Source organism: Streptococcus suis (genome assembly GCF_002960445.1).
Classification (GTDB): domain Bacteria; phylum Bacillota; class Bacilli; order Lactobacillales; family Streptococcaceae; genus Streptococcus; species Streptococcus hyiners.
Window position 1 is genome coordinate 72,452 of sequence record NZ_POJD01000195.1, and the last position, 17,886, is coordinate 90,337.

The following is a 17,886-nucleotide window of genomic DNA, read 5'->3' on the forward strand; positions in this document are numbered from 1 at the left end:
CTTGTTTCTAGGCAAGGGCTAGAATAGCCTATCCGTAGGCTTACCTCGATCTCTTGTTGTCAAGCTCGGGTTAAAATAGTCCCCCGGACTTACCTCGCTTTCTCGTTTTTAGGCGAGGGCTAAAACAGTCCACTGGACTTACCTCGCTTTCTCGTTTTCAGGCGAGGGCTAAAACAGTCCACCTTAACTGCCTTGCTTTCGTATTTCTAGGCAAGGGCTAGAATAGCCTATCCGTAGGCTATTCTAGTTATAAATCTTAAACGAATCGTCGTCGTTGCGGCTGACGAATGGCATTGCTTTGCGGAGTTCTGCTCCGACTTTTTCGATTTCAAGTCCTTCTGCTTCTTTGCGGTAAGCTTCCATGCGTGGACGACCAGCCTTGTAGTCGTTTACAAAGTCATTTGCGAATTTACCTGACTGGATATCCGCAAGGACTGCTTTCATATTTTCTTTGACTTGGTCTGTAATCACGCGTGGACCTGATACATAGTCACCAAACTCAGCAGTGTTTGAAATAGATTGACGCATTTTCTTGAAGCCACCCTCGTAAACAAGGTCAACGATGAGTTTCATTTCGTGAAGAACTTCGAAGTAAGCCAATTCAGGTGCATAACCCGCTTCTGTCAAGACTTCAAAACCAGCCTGCATAAGGGCTGTCAAGCCACCACAAAGAACTGCTTGCTCACCAAACAAGTCTTCTTCCGTTTCTTCCTTAAAGGTTGTTTCCAAAAGACCTACACGAGCTGAACCAACGCCTTTTGCCCAGTCCATAGCGATGTGCTTGGCATTGCCAGTTGCATCTTGGTAAACTGCGTAAAGGGCTGGTACACCAAATCCTTCTTCAAAGGTACGACGAACCAAGTGACCTGGACCTTTTGGTGCACACATGAAGACATCCACATCTGCTGGCACCTTGATAAATTCAAAGTGAACGTTGAAACCATGGGCAAAACCAAGAGCATTGCCAGCTTCCAAATTTGGAGCAATTTCTTCATTGTAAAGGTCAGCTTGGATTTCATCTGGAGCCAAAATCATGATGACATCCGCTTGTTTTGCTGCTTCTGCCACTTCAAAGGTTTCAAATCCATCTTCTTTTGCCTTGTCAAATGACTTACCTGCACGCACACCGATAATAACGTCGTGTCCTGTATCACGCAAGTTTTGGGCATGGGCATGACCCTGCGAACCATAACCGATAACGGCGATACGCTTGCCGTCAAGTGCTGCTACTGTTACATCTTTTTCATATTGCATTGCTACTGCCATAAAATTCTCTTTTCTATTTTTTATTTATAAGGTTGGATGCTCAAAGAAAATGAAGGTTAGACTAGGCGACGAAGGCGAATATAGAACTAAAGTTCATCAAGCCAAGTCAACACAGTATAGTGTTTATTTTCGAAGAGCATTAGTCTCTGCTAAAGCCAGTTGCCCCCGTCCTCGCAATATTTTTAATGCCATAAGGCTGAATGACACGCAGGAGAGCATCAATCTTATCTCCATCACCTGTCATTTGAATGGTAATGGAATGAGGGGCTACATCGACCACGCTAGCGCGGAAAGGTTGAATAATAGCCAAAATTTCTGCTCGCTTAGCTGGTGGTGCAACGATTTTGACCAAGATTACTTCCCGCTCCAAATGGGGAATATCCGTTAAATCACGGACACGGACCACATCAATCAAACGATTGAGCTGTTTGATGATTTGCTCTAGTTCATCCTGGCTAACTACGTCAACAATCACGGTAACACGGGAAATCCCATCTATTTCTGTTGGGCCGACGGATATGGACTCAATATTGATTTGGCGACGAGATAATACACCCGTAAAGCGGTTGAGGACGCCGGATGAATTCCGTAATTTTGCTGTTAACATTCTACGCATTGAACTTCACCCCCAACATCTCTGCATTGCTCTTGCCAGCTGGCACCATTGGTTGAACGTGCTCTGTTTTGGAAATATGCACTTCAATCAACATGGGCTTGTCTTCCAAAATAACTTTCATATCTTCAGCCAGGGTCGCTGGATTGTCAAAACTGTAGTGAGCAATTCCGTAGGCTTCCGCTAGCAACTGGAAATTTGGCTCCGCATCAAAGACAGACTGGCTACGACGTTTGTCATAGAAGGACTCCTGCCACTGACGGACCATACCGAGCGAGTGGTTGTTAATCAGAACCACCTTAATCGGTACACCATAGCCGTTGAGAATGGCTAATTCCTGGTTGGTCATCTGGAAACCACCGTCCCCAACAAAGCAGACAACTTCCCTGTCTGGATTGGCTAACTTGGCACCAATGGCTGCTGGAATACCGAAGCCCATGGTCCCCATACCGCCTGAAGTCACCAACTGACGAGCGTGTTTGTATGGATAAAACTGGGCTGCCCACATCTGGTGTTGACCAACATCTGTAACCACAATGGCATCTCCCTTGGTTAGCTGACCAATCAACTCAATAGCCTCTTGCGGTTTGATAACCCGATCATCTTCCTCATACCAAAATGGTGCTCGGCGTTTGTTGTCCAAGACCTGGGCTGTCCAGGCTGCATAATCTGTTTCTACTGAATCCAGTTTGAGCAGGGCTTGGAGAGTTGCCTTGGCATCTCCTACGACAGGAATAGCTGTCTTTTTGACCTTGCCAATCTCTGCAGGGTCAATGTCGACATGGGCAACCAGGGCATTTGGCGCATAGGTCAAGGGATTGCCTGTCAATCGGTCATCAAAACGGGCACCGATATTGATGATGTAGTCTGCATCGTTCATAGCCATATTGGCAGCATAAGAACCATGCATGCCTCCCATACCCAGCGCCAATTCATGCTCGATAGGCATGGCTCCAAGACCAAGCAGAGTTGAAACTACAGGAATACGATAACGTTCTGCAAAGGCAATCAGTTCCTGATTAGCATCCGCGTAGTTAACTCCTCCACCAGCTAGGATAACTGGCTGCTTGGACTGACTAAGCTGTTTCAATACTTTCTTGACCTGTAAACCATTTGGCTCAACAGTCGGTTGATAACTTGGAAGCTGAACAGTTGGGTCGTGATAAAAATCAACTATTCTCTCTTGAATATCTTTTGGAACGTCAATGACAACCGGACCAGGGCGGCCAGTCGTCGCGATATGAAGTGCCTCTGTAATGACACGAGGAATATCGGCAGTATCTCGAATCTGATAATTATATTTAGTAATGGGCATGGTCATACCCAAGACATCGGCCTCTTGGAAGGCATCCTTACCGATCCCCCGTGTAGCTACTTGACCTGTAAAGACCAACAAAGGGACGCTATCTCCCATTGCATCCGCAATGCCTGTGATGGCATTTGTTGCTCCTGGACCAGAAGTGACAATGGCTACGCCCACCTTTCCTGATGATTTTGCATAACCTTCTGCCTCGTGAACTGCCCCTTGTTCATGTCGCGCCAAAATATGCTGGATACCCTCATACTGATAAATAGCATCGTATAACGGCAAAACTGCGCCACCTGGGTAACCAAAAACAAGGTCAACTCCCAGTTGGTGCAAGGTGTCTAAGATTAGATAAGACCCTGAACGTGGTTGGTCTAATTGGAATTCTTGCACGAATATTCCTCCTCTCTGCAAGTGTGTTATCTACTATAATATCACAAGGAATTGGAATGTCAAGAAAACTTTCTGAAAATTCCTACATTTGTTCGGATTCTTAAAATTTTCCAAAGAAATTCTTAAAGCAAACTTAAGCTAATCGCAAGCCCCCTCTGGTTTTAGCTTGCTTTTAGGAAAGTCCCGTATAGTAGACTCATCAAGAAAAACAGACGAGGTTTATGATATGTATTATGTAGTGATACCGGCTTATCAGCCAGATGAAAAATTGATCCAACTCTTAGAAGTTATGAAAAATAGACTAAACTGCCAGGTCATTGTTGTAGATGATGGTAGTACAGACCAAGCAAGAAATATTCTTGAAATCGCCAAAACCTATGCCATTGTTCTCCACCATGATATCAACAAAGGAAAAGGACAAGCCTTGCGGACAGCCTTTAGCTTTATCCAAGATTTGAGAAAGCCTGGTGTCGTTGTTACCGCTGATGCAGATGGTCAACATGCTGTGAATGATATAGACCGTGTCGCACGCGCAGCCATGAACCTACCCAGTCGCCTCATCCTTGGTGTTCGTCAATTTACCAAAGATATTCCGCTCCGTAGCCGTTTCGGTAACAAACTAACAAGAGTCTTGTTCCGACTACAAACCGGTGTCAATGTATCCGATACACAAACAGGCTTGCGTGGTTTTCATACCGACTTAATTCCATTCATGTTAGAAATTGACGGCGACCGCTATGAGTACGAGATGAACATGTTAACTCAGGCATGTCAACGTTATAAAATTACGGAAGTTCCTATTCAAACTATTTATATCGATGATAATGCCAGTTCGCACTTTCGTCCCATAAAAGATGGACTACTCATTTACAAAAATCTCTTCAAATTTGCTCTGGCATCTTTTGGTGGATTCTTAGTCGACTATGGTATCTATGCCTTAGTTTTGTTAGTGCTGACCGGACTACCAACAGCTGCACGACTACTAGCTGCAAACACAATTGCTCGCATCTGCAGTGCTAGCTGTAATTTTGTCCTCAATAAGAAATTAGTCTTTAAAAACGAAGAAAGCGTCGCACGAACAGGTGCTGGCTACTTTACTCTAGCTCTCATTCTCTTCCTAGCTGATACAGCTCTTCTTTATCTTTTCCATCAAATTCTTGGACTTAACCTCTACCTTGTCAAACTTGTGGTCGGAGTCTTCCTCTTCCTAGCCTCTTGGCTCATTCAAAAAAATATCATCTTTAAAGAAAGGAAATCATATTCCCATGAAATTGCTTAAAAAACCCTTTGCCTACGCCACCATCTTTGGAATGCTGCTAACGAGTGGATTTTCCTACTCTATGTTGAAAACCTTTGTCCTGTCTGAAGCTATTTCCACCGTCGCGGCAAACAGCACTACTACAAGTAGTCAACCGACAGCAGAAACGACCGCTTCATCAGCCACCACTGCCTCAACAGCTACCAACGTGACGACAACAGATACATCTTACTCTGATGATAATATCCAAGTTAACTTAGAAACCATCACTACCAACAACACAACTGTCTATGTGGCTGATATCCAGGTCAGCTCTCCAGAGTATCTAAAGACAGCTCTAGCTCAAAATACCTACGGTACGAACGTAACGGCCAAAACTTCTGAAACCGCCGCTGCAAACAATGCTATCCTAGCAGTCAACGGTGACTATTACGGCGCCAACTCAACTGGTTATGTCATTAAAAACGGCGTCCTCTACCGTGACACTGTCCGTGACAATGCAGCTTACGGCGACTTGGCAATCTACGCCGACGGCTCATTTGAAATCATCTATGAAAATGAAATCACTGCTCAAGAATTGATTGACAAGGGTGTCGTCAACCTCTTAGCATTCGGTCCATCATTGGTAGAGAATGGCGAAATTGTCGTTGATACATCAACAGAAGTTGGTCGTGCCAAGTCATCCAATCCACGCTCTGCAATCGGTATTATTGATGAAAACCACTACATCATCGTAGTCGCAGACGGACGTACCTCTGAAAGTCAAGGACTTTCTCTCTATCAAATGGCCGAGGTTATGAAGCAGTATGGTGCCAAAACAGCCTATAACCTTGACGGTGGTGGTTCGTCAACCCTCTACTTCAACGGCCAAGTCATCAACAATCCAACAACAAATGGAAATACTATCTCAGAAAGGGCGGTAAGTGACATTGTCTACATCGGTTACTAATCAAACATCTACGCGTACTGCACGCACCTTCATTACCTACTTGGCTACAACAGCCTTCCTCTTTATCTTCAGTCGTATCTACGAAAGCCTTAGTTATGGCGAGGTTTCATTCTTCATGCATTATATGTTCTGTGTGACCCTGATTGGCGGAGCTTTACTCCTTGGTATGCTCACTCTAAAGCCAAATCTATCACGTCTGACCTTCAATCTCTGGAATTCAGGTGTTGCCACCATTACAGCAGGCTTCCTACTCCGTGGTATCATCAACCTGTCTGGTCGTTCAACCACCTTGGACCAACCCTATTGGTTTATCGGAGCAGGATTCTTAATTCTTGCCTTGATTAGCCTCTTCTTTACCGGAAACAAGAAAGCACAGCTCCGAGCAACTGCTCAGTAACAAGAACAAACTAGAACAGTCTTTGGAACATCCAAGGCTGTTTTGTTTTATTTTATTTTTTGTAAAATTCAGAAATTTCACATCATTTAACGAATCCTTTTTCATTTCCCTCATAACTATGGTATAATAAGAGAACTAATCACCAGAAAGATAGGGAGAAGAGAAATGACAGATAAAGATACACTCAAAGACCTCCGTCACCGTAGCTCTGTTTACGATTCGATGGTCAAATCGCCCAACCGTGCTATGTTGCGTGCTACAGGCATGACGGATGATAGCTTTGAAAAACCGATTGTTGGGGTTATTTCGACTTGGGCAGAAAATACACCCTGTAACATCCACCTTCACGACTTTGGAAAACTAGCCAAAGAAGGCGTCAAAGAGGCAGGGGGCTGGCCTGTTCAATACGGCACCATCACCGTTGCAGACGGGATTGCCATGGGAACGCCTGGTATGCGTTTCTCCTTGACTTCCCGTGATATTATCGCTGACTCTATTGAAGCGGCCATGGGCGGTCATAACGTCGATGCCTTTGTTGCAATCGGTGGCTGTGATAAGAACATGCCTGGTTCTATGATTGCCATCGCCAACATGGACATCCCTGCTGTATTTGCCTATGGCGGAACCATTGCACCAGGCAATCTCAACGGTAAAGATATTGACCTCGTTTCAGTCTTTGAGGGAATCGGAAAATGGAACAATGGCGACTTGACTGCTGAAGAAGTTCGCCAGATTGAGTGTAATGCCTGTCCTGGACCTGGTGGTTGCGGTGGTATGTACACTGCCAATACCATGGCTACTGCCATTGAAGTCATGGGTATGTCCATTCCAGGCTCTTCCTCTCACCCTGCTGAATCTCCTGAGAAGAAGGCTGATATTGAAGAAGCAGGTCGTGCTGTTGTACGCATGCTTGAACTTGGCATCAAACCATCTGACATTATGACGCGTGAAGCCTTTGAAGATGCTATCACTGTTACCATGGCTCTCGGCGGCTCAACCAACGCTACTCTTCACTTGCTGGCCATTGCCCATGCTGCCAACGTTGACTTGACCTTGGAAGATTTCAATGATTTCCAAGAACGGGTACCTCACTTGGCAGACTTGAAACCATCTGGAAAATATGTTTTCCAAGACCTCTATAATGTCGGTGGTGTTCCTGCGGTTATGAAATACTTGCTCAAAAACGGCTTCCTCCATGGTGACCGCATCACCTGTACAGGTAAAACCGTTGCTGAAAACTTGGAAAACTTTGCAGATTTGACACCTGGTCAAGATGTCATCATGCCACTTGAAAATCCAAAACGTGCAGATGGCCCACTCATCATCCTCAAAGGTAACCTAGCACCTGAAGGTGCCGTTGCCAAGGTTTCCGGTGTGAAAGTCCGTAACCATACTGGTCCAGCCAAAGTCTTTGATTCTGAAGAAGAGGCTATCGAGGCTGTTCTTTCTGACAATATCGTCGATGGCGATGTTGTTGTTGTCCGCTATGTTGGACCAAAAGGTGGTCCAGGTATGCCTGAAATGCTGTCCCTTTCTTCTATGATTGTCGGCAAAGGCCAAGGCGACAAGGTAGCCCTTCTGACAGACGGCCGCTTCTCTGGTGGTACTTATGGTCTGGTTGTTGGCCACATCGCTCCTGAAGCCCAGGACGGCGGTCCAATCGCCTACCTCCGCACAGGAGATTTGGTGACGGTTGACCAGGATACCAAAGAAATCACCATGCACGTTTCTGACCAAGAAATTGAAGAACGCAAGAAAACGACGGTCATTCCACCGCTTTACTCTCGTGGTGTTCTCGGCAAATATGCCCACACCGTGTCTTCTGCCTCTAAAGGAGCTGTTACCGACTTCTGGAGACCAGAACGCAGTGGGAAACAATCATAACATTACAAAACCCTGGCACTGCGACAGGGTTTTCATAAGGAGAAAAAATGAAACTAAACGTCGAACTATCTCGTTTCCGTGTCAAAGAGGGGAAGTCAGCTGTCGTTGACCAGTGGATGACCTTTCTCAATGACCACATGGAAGACACCCTTCTCACTCTGGAAGGGGAGAAAATGTATGTCGAAACCATCTTCCGTGAAGTGCTGGACGGTCGTGAATACCTCTACTGGTATTCCGTCCAAGCAGAAGGCGGGATTGAGGTAGATCATTCCCAATCCTATATTGACAAAAAACACCTAGAATACTGGAATGAATGCATCGACCCGAACTATGGTATGGTGGATCTTGAACCTCAGGTTGTCATGATTCCCAAGCTGATTTATGAAACTATGGAAGAATTAGACAGACAATACAATGAAACATTTAAAAAATGAGCTGCTCCATGCAACTCATTTTCTTTTTATTTTGGACTGATACCTAGCGTAATCCGTCCCAGACGGCTGATACGGGTCATTTTCCAAGCAGGAGACCAGACAATCTCTACTTGGGCATCCTCAATACCATCAATGGTTTTCAAGGCTGCAACCAACTCTCCTGGCATGGTATCAGCACAAGAACAACCAGCATCAGTAAAGGTCATGATGACCTTACAAAATCCATTCTCATCCAAATCAATTTCATAGACCAAGCCTAAATTATAGATATCCAATTCAATCTCCGGGTCATAAATATTCTCTAGGACTTCGATCAATTGACTTGAAAGTGCAGCTGCTCGGTCATTGATTTTTATATCATCTCTCATTGGAATTCTCAACTTTCTTGTTTTTATCATTTTCTCATATTTTTCATAATTTTTCAAGAAAATGTAGCTTAATTGTCTGAATATTCAAAAAGAAGCTCCAAAGAGCTTCTTGAAGTTTTCTGTCTAGAGAATTAGATCGCTCTCATCTCCTTCGACTGACCTTCTCCAATCTGGAAGACATACTTGTGACCTTGGGTCAAGCTATGGTAGAAACCTTTCCCCTCATAAAGTTGAAAAATTTGCATGGTCTTCCGACTTTCTTCATCCTTATAAACATGTTGGACATAGGGATTGTCCGCAAAGACCTTTTCCAAGAGTTCTTGACTTGCCGGTCTAGCCTTTCCTTCAATTCGAATGACTTGAATAAGATAATCTTCCTCAGATAAGGCCGTGACGGCTAGGCGCTCATCTCCCATCAATTGATGGTAAAAATGTGTTTCTGATCCTGTCATAAAGAATACACCATCTTCCGTCGCAGCTGTAATATGAATCGGTCTGGAATGAGGATTACCCGCCTCATCAACCGTAGCAAAAATCCCTACCTTCATTTCTTCCAAAATGTCCATGATATCTTTCAATTCCATAGCACACCTCCTAGACTTCTTTCTACCTTGATTATAGCAAATTCTAACAAGAAAGTTAAGAAAAAATACGGATCAATAAAACTGCTGTGAGTAAAATACACAAAGAAGATTATAAGAGCCTTTTTGAATGTAGAAAAAGTCCATATGACCAATAATGAAAAGCAACCGAACTCACACAAAAAGAGTTTATATCGGATAAAGCAAGAGTAAGGGGGGTAACTAAGACTCCTGAGCCTAGAAATAGTAAAGTGAAACTTTTGATACGCGGTCTATACCTTATCGATCCATGAAAAAGCACTGGCGCACTCTCCTAAAAGACAGCTGTAAACTGTCCCAGAATCACTTTCATTCCCGTACCTTTGGGCAAACCTTGCACAGAATGAGGTGGTTCAGAAGACACTGAATTTCTCAGAAGAACTGAAATTCTAGCATCAAGTCTACCAAATCCTTCTTTCCCATTTCCAAGAAAAAAACTTAGACTATTTCTTTAACCTCATCAAACAGGAAAATTCCTCAATTAACCCTATTTTCCAGACGGTATTCAAGACGTTTCTAAAAGATAAGGACAAGGTTTAAACGCATTGGAATTGCCTTATTCCAACGCAAAATTGGAATCTACTAATAATCTCATCAAAGTCATTAAACGAAATGCCTTTGTTTTAGGAAGATGAAAACTTTAAAAAACTGATTTTGATTGCCTTAAACATCAAAAATGAGAAAACGAACTTCGTTCTCTCTTAATGTTAGCTGACATCTTCCCACTACAGTTGACAAAGAGCCAAAAAAGCAAGGGCCTAAACCCTTGCTTTCTCCATTCATATTCTTTTTATCAAGAAAGATTCCTCTTGATAAAATCTGAATTAGTCTTCGTTACGACGACGTTTACCTGCCAAAGCAAGTGCTGCAACCAGCATACCCACACCAAAGGCAGAAGCTGCTACTGTACTTGACTCACCTGTATTTGGCAACTGTGCCGCACCTGACTTAGCAGATGTAGCTGGTGCCGCTGGTTTAGCAGATACTGCAGGTGCAACTGGTGTTGCAGGCGCTACTGGCTCACCTGGTAGAACTGGTGTTACTGGCGTCGTTGGTTTCTTACGGTAGATGTGAGTTGTATTACCATCTGCATCTACAACTGTACGTACATACTCATAACCTGGGATTGACTTGTTAGGGGTTGTTCCTTCTTCTTGCGGTGCAATTGGAAGACCTGTCACTTCGTCAACATGGTTTGTCACAACTTTCTTAGTTGGTGTTGCAGGTACGTAAGGGATTGATGTGTTTTCACCTGGTGTTGTTGGAACTGGTGGAACATATCCTTTATTAGGATCTGTTGGATCAAATGGTTTCAATGGCTCGTTGGTCTTAGGATCTACTGGTGTGAAGCCTGGAACATGTGGAATCACTGTGTCAGGAGTAGGTGTCACTGGTACATCTGGGTTGTTTGGATCAAATGGATATGGTACTACTGGGTATTCTTTTTCTGGAACACCTGGGATTTGCGGAATCCAGTTGGCTACTTTTTGGTACACATAAATAACTTCTGTTGTACCATCTGTTACTTCACCAGTCTCTGAACCAACTGTCTTAGATGGAACTAGGACGTAACGGTTGCCTTCAGCATCTTTAATCTCAGTCTTCTTCTGATCTGTCGTATCGTAGGCAGTACCAACTTTTACATTGTTTTCATCTACAACAGGTGCAATCAATTCCTTACCGTTAGTATCTTGATACTTAACAACTACCGAACCAGCCTTCACATAAGGGATTGGAGTATTTTCACCTGGATTATCCACTGTTGGTGGCACATAACCCTTAGATGGATCCTCTGGATCTACTGGTGTCAATGGAGTTACCTCATCTGGACCAACTGGCACATAACCTGGCACGTATGGAATCACTGTATCAGGAGTAGGTGTCACTGGTACATCTGGATTGTCTGGATCGAATGGATATGGAACTTTTGGTTCTTCTCCTTCAGGTACACCTGGGATTTGCGGAATCCAGTTGGCAACTTTTTGGTACACATAAGTAACAGTTGTGCCTTCTTTAACGATAGAAAACAAGGTTTTATTTAAAGACAGTATGCACAACGAAAAAGGAAGCAATACATTACACTTCCTTTTTGCTTTATTTTAGAATAGAATATCGCTCCTGAAAGAGAAGCTACTCTATGTATCTTTACTTTATCTCAGCTATTTTACAATTCTTCAAAAGCATCTTTTACCTTGTCAAAGAAGCCTTTTTTATGAGGTTTGATATCAATGTTTCCTGCTGCTGCAAATTCTTTAAGAGCTGCACGTTGACGGTCGTTCAGACTTGTAGGAGTAACAATATTGACCGTCACATACTGATCACCGATAGCCCCGCCACGAACACTTGGAGCTCCCTTGCCTTTCAGACGGAAGGTCTTACCTGTCTGTGTTCCTTCAGGGATCACCATATCCACATCACCGTGAACGGTTGGCACATGGACCGTATCACCCAAGGCTGCCTGAACAAAGTTGAGGTCTAATTTATAATAAATTGTTGTCCCCTCACGCTCAAACTTATCTGAAGCCTGGACTTGAATGACCACATAGAGATCTCCGTAAGGACCTCCATTAAAACCTGCTTCCCCCTGACCTGCCAGACGGATTTTCTGACCAGTTTCCACACCAGCTGGTACCTTAACCGTTACCGTATGAGCTTGTTTTTCATGACCGGTTCCGCGACAAGTTGTACATGGATCTTTGATTTGTTTCCCACGACCATGACAGACATCACAGGTCATTTGACGGCGCATGGTACCAAGTGGTGTTTGCGTGTCCACATTGATAATCCCTGAACCGTGACAGCGTCCACAGGTTACTGGACTAGTACCAGGTTTAGCACCTGAACCCGTACAAGTCCGACAAGTAGCTTCACGGTGATAAGAAACTTCTTTCTCTGCGCCGAAAATTGCCTCTTCAAACTTAAGGTTAACCCGGTATTGGAGGTCATCCCCTTGACGAGGAGCATTCGGATTGCGGGTCGCACCGCCACCACCAAAGAAGCTTGAGAAGATGTCTTCAAAGCCACCGAAACCAGCTCCATCGAAACCACCAAAACCACCAGCTCCGCCGCCGAAGCCACCGTTTGCCCCAGCTGGACCAAACTGGTCATAGGCAGAACGCTTCTGCGGATCACTCAAGGTTTCATAAGCCTCTTGAACTTCTTTGTATTTATCCTCCGCACCCGGATCCTTGTTAATATCTGGATGGTATTTCTTTGAAAGCTTCCGATAAGCCTTCTTAATCTCGTCTGGCGAAGCATTCTTAGAAACCCCCAGACGATCGTAAAATTCAGTATTGTTCATATAAGATACCAAGCCCGTAAAAAGCAAAGTGAAAATAGGGAGTGAGAGTGTCCAGCGGACACTTTCAGCCCTGTCGTACAAAAACAATAAGCGACAGCTATTTCTCAAAAAGTCTATCCCCAGACTTTTTGACTTTTCACACAGCTTTTAGGGCGGGTTCAATTCCTTTCGTAAAAAATAGACGAAACTCAGAAAGTATCCCGTGTTCGATTGCGAACACTTTTCTTTCTGTAAAAGTTAGAAGGGTTATTTACCCAAAAACAGAGGCTGGGTTGCAACCTCTGTGATTGGAATCTTGATTTAATAATGATTTCTATTCTCGAGAAGATAAGAACTGAGTTCGAGCTAAGAACTTCGGAAAAAAGATAACTTTCCTTGTTCTAGATACTCAAAGAAATTCAAGACTAGGCTAGGCAACTGGACGAAGATTGAACTGGAGTTCATCGAGGAGAGTTAACGAAGCCTAGTGAAGAATTTCGTAGCTCGGAATAAAAAGGTCTCCCAGACCTTTTTATTTTTCCGTAAACTCGCCGTCTACGACATCATCGCCTGCGTTGTTAGCAGTTTGGGCACCTTCTTGGCCTGCGGCTGCTTGTTGTGCTGCTGCGGCTTGCTCGTAGAGTTTCACTGCAAGAGCTTGGGCTTTTTCGTTGAGGTTTTCAAGTTTAGCCTTCATGTCGTCCAAGTTGTTGGCTTCTTGTGCTGCTTTCAACTCGTCAAGAGCTGCTTGGGCTTGGTCGCGCTCTGCGTCGAAGCCTTTGCCTTCAGTTTCTTTCAGAGTTTTCTCAGTCGCAAAGATTGCTTGGTCAACATCGTTACGAAGGTCCACTTCTTCCTTACGTTTCTTATCTGCTTCAGCGTTTGCTTCTGCATCTTTCATCATGCGGTCGATTTCTTCGTCTGTCAAACCTGAGTTAGATTGGATAACAATAGTTTGTTCTTTTTGCGTACCAAGGTCTTTGGCTTTTACAGAAACGATACCGTTCTTGTCGATGTCGAATGTTACTTCGATTTGTGGAATACCACGAGGTGCTGCAGGGATGTCAGTCAATTGGAAACGACCAAGAGTCTTGTTGTCCGCTGCCATTGGACGCTCACCTTGAAGCACGTGGATATCAACAGCTGGCTGGTTGTCCGCCGCAGTTGAGAAGACCTGTGACTTAGAAGTTGGGATAGTTGTGTTGCGGTCGATGAGTTTTGTAAATACGCCACCCATTGTTTCGATACCAAGTGACAATGGTGTTACGTCAAGAAGGACAACGTCTTTGACATCACCAGTGATGACACCACCTTGGATTGCCGCACCCATGGCAACCACTTCGTCAGGGTTGACAGATTTGTTTGGCTCTTTACCTGTTTCAGCTTTTACAGCTTCTACAACGGCTGGGATACGAGTTGAACCGCCGACAAGGATAACTTCGTCAATTTCTGACAAGCTAAGGCCTGCATCTGAAAGGGCTTGGCGAACAGGAATTTTTGTACGTTCTACAAGGTCGTAAGTCAATTCGTCAAATTTCGCACGAGTCAATGTCATTTCCAAGTGAAGCGGACCTGCTGCACCTGCAGTGATAAACGGCAAGCTGATTTGAGTTGATGTCACACCTGAAAGATCTTTCTTCGCTTTTTCAGCCGCATCTTTCAAACGTTGAAGGGCCATCTTATCAGCTGACAAGTCGATACCATTTTCTTTCTTGAATTCTGCAACCATGTGGTCGATAATCTTTTGGTCGAAATCATCACCACCAAGTTTGTTATCACCTGCTGTAGCAAGTACGTCAAAGACACCGTCACCAAGTTCAAGGATAGACACATCGAAAGTACCACCACCAAGGTCGAATACCAAAATTTTCTCGTCTTTGTCAGTCTTGTCCAAACCATAAGCAAGGGCTGCTGCAGTTGGTTCGTTGACAATACGTTCTACTTCAAGACCAGCGATTTTACCAGCATCTTTTGTTGCTTGACGTTGAGCATCGTTGAAGTAAGCAGGAACAGTGATAACTGCTTTAGTTACTTTTTCACCAAGGTATTCTTCAGCGTAGCCTTTCAAATATTGAAGAATCATTGCTGAGATTTCTTGTGGCGTGTATTCTTTGCCGTTTGCTGAAACTTTTTCAGAAGTTCCCATTTTTGATTTGATAGAGATGATAGTATCTGGATTGGTTACCGCTTGGCGTTTAGCCGCGTCACCAACGATGATTTCACCATTTTTGAAAGATACAACAGACGGAGTTGTGCGGTTCCCTTCTGGGTTTGCGATGATTTTTGATTCAGTTCCTTCAAGAACTGCAACTGCTGAGTTTGTTGTACCTAAGTCAATACCGATAATTTTAGACATGTGTTTTACCTCTTATTTTAGTTTTCTTTTATTCATTCATAGTTTACCGTCATTGCAGACGAGGTTTTTTCATAGTTTTCGAGTAACTCTTGTCGCTTTAGCGACCTTAGAGTTACCGACACAAAGTTTGCCCAAGAGCTAGGAGCCTCGCGACGAAGCGATTGGTTGCAAACTACTGTGCATGACATTTCGGTCAAGTTTCTTTTTTTGTAAAATAGCAGAGCGACTACTCCGACACTACCACCATAGCAGGTCTCAACAAGCGTTCATGCAGCTTGTAGCCTTTTTGGAAGACTTGTGCGATGTGTTCTGCTGGGCAATCGTCTGTAGCTGGGACTGTTTGAATAGCCATGTGAAGATTTGGGTCAAAGACATCTGTTGCGACTTCTTCCACCCCTTCTTCTTTGAGGGCTTGAATCAAGCTTTCTTGAACCATTTCCAAGCCTTTTTTGACATCTTCTGTCAAGCCTTCAACTTGAAGGGCACGCTCCAAGTTATCCAAACTTGGCAAGATTTTCTTAGCCAAGTCTTGCGAACGGTAACGCTGAATGGTTTGGCGTTCCTCGTTGGCACGGCGTTGGATATTTTGCATTTCAGCGTGGGCACGGAGGTACTTGTTTTCAAATTCCTCTGCCCGCTCATTTGCCAAATCCAATTCTGATTTTTCAGGTGTCTCCACAACTTCTTCTGTTGCTTCAACCTCTTCTACGATTTCTTCGTTTTTGATTTCTTCTGACAAAGCATTCTCCTTCTAATTGACTTCGTAATGATTACTACTTAGATAACGGTAGTAATCGGTTAATTTCATAAATAGGACGCGACTGATGATGTTGATCAAACTCATCTGCCTGCGGTAGTTCATGTCAACAGGACCAAGCAAACTCATCTGGGCCATGCCCCGATAGGGGATTGGAAAGCGATGATGAATAACTGTCACATCCGCTAGGGCTGGATCACGATGTTCCGCCACGGAAATGCTGGTCTGCTGGTCTGGAGCCAGGCCCTGTCGCAACTCTGGTGCCAATAACTGAGGGCTATCCAAGAGCTGATAAGTAGCTAGATTGCCATAGGTCAGCGAGGCAACTTTTCCACTAATAAAGACCGATTCTTGGAAAAGATTGGCAAAGATGTAATCCATGAGATCCAAGACATTGTCCGTCGTGGCAAAGTAACGCTGCACCACTTGGGGAACCTCCGTCCGTAGCTTGTAGTGAATGGACAAGACTGTCTGTCCTACGAAGCGCTCATCAACTAAGCGTTTGAGCACCTCCAAGTCCCTGGACAAAAAGTTTTTAGGAATGGCAAACTGAACGGTGACAGGTTTGGACTGGTCCAAAGTCAAGACTGCCAGGGCATCGTGGCTACTGAGCTGCACAATGTCAAAGGAAGTCAGCTGCTGACTGGTTGGCTCCACATCTAAAATGACCGAGGTATAGCCTGTCAAATCCGCTAGGACTGTGCTGGCCCGCTCCAAGATGTCCTCCAGCTTGAAAGCTTCAAAGTCGAAGGCCTTAACCACCTGATAAACATCTTCTTCATTGATGTGTTCCAAATTAAGCGAGTGGTTGACAAAGTATTGAAAACCAGCCCGACTGGGCATCCGACCGCTTGAAGTGTGAGCCTTTTCCAGCAAGCCCAACTGCTCCAGCTTAGCCATATCATTACGAATAGTAGCCGAACTTGAAGCAATCATTTCCTGTAAGGCCTTAGAACCAACTGGCTCATGATGTCGCGTAAACAATTCAACAATCAGATTCAAAATATCATTTTGACGTTGGGTAATCATCTTCGCTCCTTTCATGAACACTGTTTTAGTTACGCTCAATGAAAATCGACAGTAGCCTAGGAAGCGAGGCCGAATGTAGAACTGTGGTTCACAAAGGCAAGCTGACAACGGTTAGTGTTGATTTTCGAAGAGCGTTAGCACTCTATGATGTCGAGTGCTAACCTATATACTCCCATTATACGCCGAAAAAATGGATTGTCAAGAGAAAAAACCAAAAAATTAGCACTCTTTTGCTTAGAGTGCTAAAAATCAGTCTGAGGACCTAGTTACTCTTTTACCATACGATAAAAACGGATGCCTAGTAATAATAAAAGCGGAATATAAATGATAGAAATACCTAAGACAAAACCTGGACGCGAACGCAAACTTGTTCCCAGTAGAATGCCGTACAGTCCCAAAGATGGCAAATAGCGTCTTTGGAAGATTGTTTTCACAAACTCCACTTTATTTTCTCTATCACCATATAATTCAAGCTCTCCCATCTTCGCAGGTTTCCTAAAAATATTGAAATTTTGGCAGGATACGACAAACTCCCATCCATATTCCTCGTACATATGCAGATAGTTTTCTCTATCTTTATTTTTTGCTTTCTTGAAATCAACCTGATACACAACCCCTTCTGGCAGGCATTTTTCAAAATGATAAAACAAGAGCCAGCTAATCTTAACTAGTTTCCACCCTTGCTGATGCATCTCACTGAGATAGTCTGCTTGCTGACTGAAATCTGTGATAAAAAATACCTTGAACTCTGTCCTAGTCTCCATCATTTTCTCCCTTGCTATTTCGATAGAGCCGTTCAATCCGAGCCAATTCTATGTCTAGGATTTCTCGACCTGTTTCTGTTATCCGATAAAACTTCCGCTGGTTCTGTTGCAAAGTTTTAAATAAAGAATAAAATCCCTTACGGTATCTATGATTTAAGCTGGGATTCCCAATAATACCTTGATTTCAGTACAGACCGAAAACCCGAAGAGAG

16 protein-coding genes and 2 pseudogenes are annotated in these 17,886 nt (G+C 44.0%); 6 read left to right on the forward strand and 12 right to left on the reverse strand.

Going from position 1 to position 17,886, the window contains the following annotated elements; translation table 11 throughout:
• Positions 1–243: 243 nt before the first annotated feature.
• The 3 genes from ilvC to C1G53_RS08065 all read right to left on the reverse strand — a co-directional run bounded on the left by ilvC (position 244) and on the right by C1G53_RS08065 (position 3,578).
• A complete protein-coding gene (gene ilvC / locus C1G53_RS08055) occupies positions 244–1,266 on the reverse strand; it encodes a ketol-acid reductoisomerase (protein ID WP_105118310.1) in 1,023 nt (340 codons plus the stop codon).
• A 139-nt stretch (positions 1,267–1,405) separates the two neighbouring features.
• On the reverse strand, positions 1,406–1,882 hold the full coding sequence (gene ilvN, locus C1G53_RS08060) for an acetolactate synthase small subunit (protein ID WP_105114429.1): 477 nt from the start codon (positions 1,880–1,882) through the stop codon (positions 1,406–1,408).
• Complete coding sequence (locus C1G53_RS08065) at positions 1,875–3,578, reverse strand: acetolactate synthase large subunit (protein ID WP_105118311.1); 1,704 nt, start codon at positions 3,576–3,578, stop codon at positions 1,875–1,877. The genes ilvN and C1G53_RS08065 overlap by 8 nt, the downstream gene beginning before the upstream one ends.
• Positions 3,579–3,804: 226 nt before the next feature.
• Between C1G53_RS08065 and C1G53_RS08070 the strand changes: the two genes are divergently transcribed.
• The 5 genes from C1G53_RS08070 to C1G53_RS08090 all read left to right on the forward strand — a co-directional run bounded on the left by C1G53_RS08070 (position 3,805) and on the right by C1G53_RS08090 (position 8,500).
• Positions 3,805–4,857 (forward strand): bifunctional glycosyltransferase family 2/GtrA family protein, encoded by a 1,053-nt coding sequence (locus C1G53_RS08070; protein WP_105118312.1) that lies wholly within the window; start codon positions 3,805–3,807, stop codon positions 4,855–4,857.
• Positions 4,844–5,785: a phosphodiester glycosidase family protein gene (locus tag C1G53_RS08075; RefSeq protein WP_105118313.1), complete on the forward strand. Its 942-nt coding sequence runs from the start codon at positions 4,844–4,846 to the stop codon at positions 5,783–5,785. Before C1G53_RS08070 ends, C1G53_RS08075 begins: the two co-directional genes overlap by 14 nt.
• Complete coding sequence (locus C1G53_RS08080; protein ID WP_105118314.1) at positions 5,760–6,182, forward strand: hypothetical protein; 423 nt, start codon at positions 5,760–5,762, stop codon at positions 6,180–6,182. Before C1G53_RS08075 ends, C1G53_RS08080 begins: the two co-directional genes overlap by 26 nt.
• Positions 6,183–6,347: 165 nt before the next feature.
• Positions 6,348–8,066, forward strand: coding sequence for a dihydroxy-acid dehydratase (gene ilvD, locus C1G53_RS08085; RefSeq protein WP_105118315.1), 1,719 nt, complete (start codon positions 6,348–6,350; stop codon positions 8,064–8,066).
• A 47-nt stretch (positions 8,067–8,113) separates the two neighbouring features.
• The gene (locus C1G53_RS08090; RefSeq protein ID WP_105118316.1) at positions 8,114–8,500 is read left to right on the forward strand and encodes a DUF6176 family protein; all 387 of its coding nucleotides are present in this window, start codon (positions 8,114–8,116) and stop codon (positions 8,498–8,500) included.
• 26 nt (positions 8,501–8,526) lie between these two features.
• Here C1G53_RS08090 and C1G53_RS08095 read toward each other — a convergent pair whose 3' ends face one another.
• Together C1G53_RS08095 and C1G53_RS08100 are read right to left on the reverse strand one after the other, a co-directional pair.
• Entirely contained in the window at positions 8,527–8,868 is a 342-nt protein-coding gene (locus C1G53_RS08095; RefSeq protein WP_105118317.1) for a metal-sulfur cluster assembly factor, read from the reverse strand.
• A 131-nt stretch (positions 8,869–8,999) separates the two neighbouring features.
• A complete protein-coding gene (locus C1G53_RS08100; RefSeq protein WP_105118318.1) occupies positions 9,000–9,452 on the reverse strand; it encodes a pyridoxamine 5'-phosphate oxidase family protein in 453 nt (150 codons plus the stop codon).
• Positions 9,453–9,702: 250 nt separating this feature from the next.
• On the opposite strand from C1G53_RS08100, the pseudogene C1G53_RS13345 reads away from it, so the two are divergent.
• Positions 9,703–10,193, forward strand: a pseudogene (locus C1G53_RS13345) (transposase); the annotation flags it as partial.
• A 119-nt stretch (positions 10,194–10,312) separates the two neighbouring features.
• Here C1G53_RS13345 and C1G53_RS08105 read toward each other — a convergent pair.
• The 7 genes and pseudogenes from C1G53_RS08105 to C1G53_RS13350 all read right to left on the reverse strand — a co-directional run.
• Positions 10,313–11,560 (reverse strand): MucBP domain-containing protein, encoded by a 1,248-nt coding sequence (locus C1G53_RS08105; protein ID WP_105118319.1) that lies wholly within the window; start codon positions 11,558–11,560, stop codon positions 10,313–10,315.
• Between the two features lie 92 nt (positions 11,561–11,652).
• The gene (gene dnaJ / locus C1G53_RS08110; RefSeq protein ID WP_105114409.1) at positions 11,653–12,789 is read right to left on the reverse strand and encodes a molecular chaperone DnaJ; all 1,137 of its coding nucleotides are present in this window, start codon (positions 12,787–12,789) and stop codon (positions 11,653–11,655) included.
• A gap of 511 nt (positions 12,790–13,300) precedes the next feature.
• Positions 13,301–15,124, reverse strand: coding sequence for a molecular chaperone DnaK (dnaK, locus tag C1G53_RS08115; protein ID WP_024417547.1), 1,824 nt, complete (start codon positions 15,122–15,124; stop codon positions 13,301–13,303).
• 226 nt (positions 15,125–15,350) lie between these two features.
• Positions 15,351–15,863: a nucleotide exchange factor GrpE gene (gene grpE, locus C1G53_RS08120; protein WP_002943082.1), complete on the reverse strand. Its 513-nt coding sequence runs from the start codon at positions 15,861–15,863 to the stop codon at positions 15,351–15,353.
• A 12-nt stretch (positions 15,864–15,875) separates the two neighbouring features.
• On the reverse strand, positions 15,876–16,910 hold the full coding sequence (gene hrcA, locus C1G53_RS08125) for a heat-inducible transcriptional repressor HrcA (RefSeq protein WP_105118320.1): 1,035 nt from the start codon (positions 16,908–16,910) through the stop codon (positions 15,876–15,878).
• A gap of 266 nt (positions 16,911–17,176) precedes the next feature.
• Positions 17,177–17,674: a DUF2812 domain-containing protein gene (locus C1G53_RS08130; RefSeq protein WP_029187636.1), complete on the reverse strand. Its 498-nt coding sequence runs from the start codon at positions 17,672–17,674 to the stop codon at positions 17,177–17,179.
• Positions 17,664–17,771, reverse strand: a pseudogene (locus tag C1G53_RS13350) (PadR family transcriptional regulator); the annotation flags it as partial. The gene C1G53_RS08130 and the pseudogene C1G53_RS13350, both read right to left, overlap by 11 nt.
• Positions 17,772–17,886: the final 115 nt, after the last annotated feature.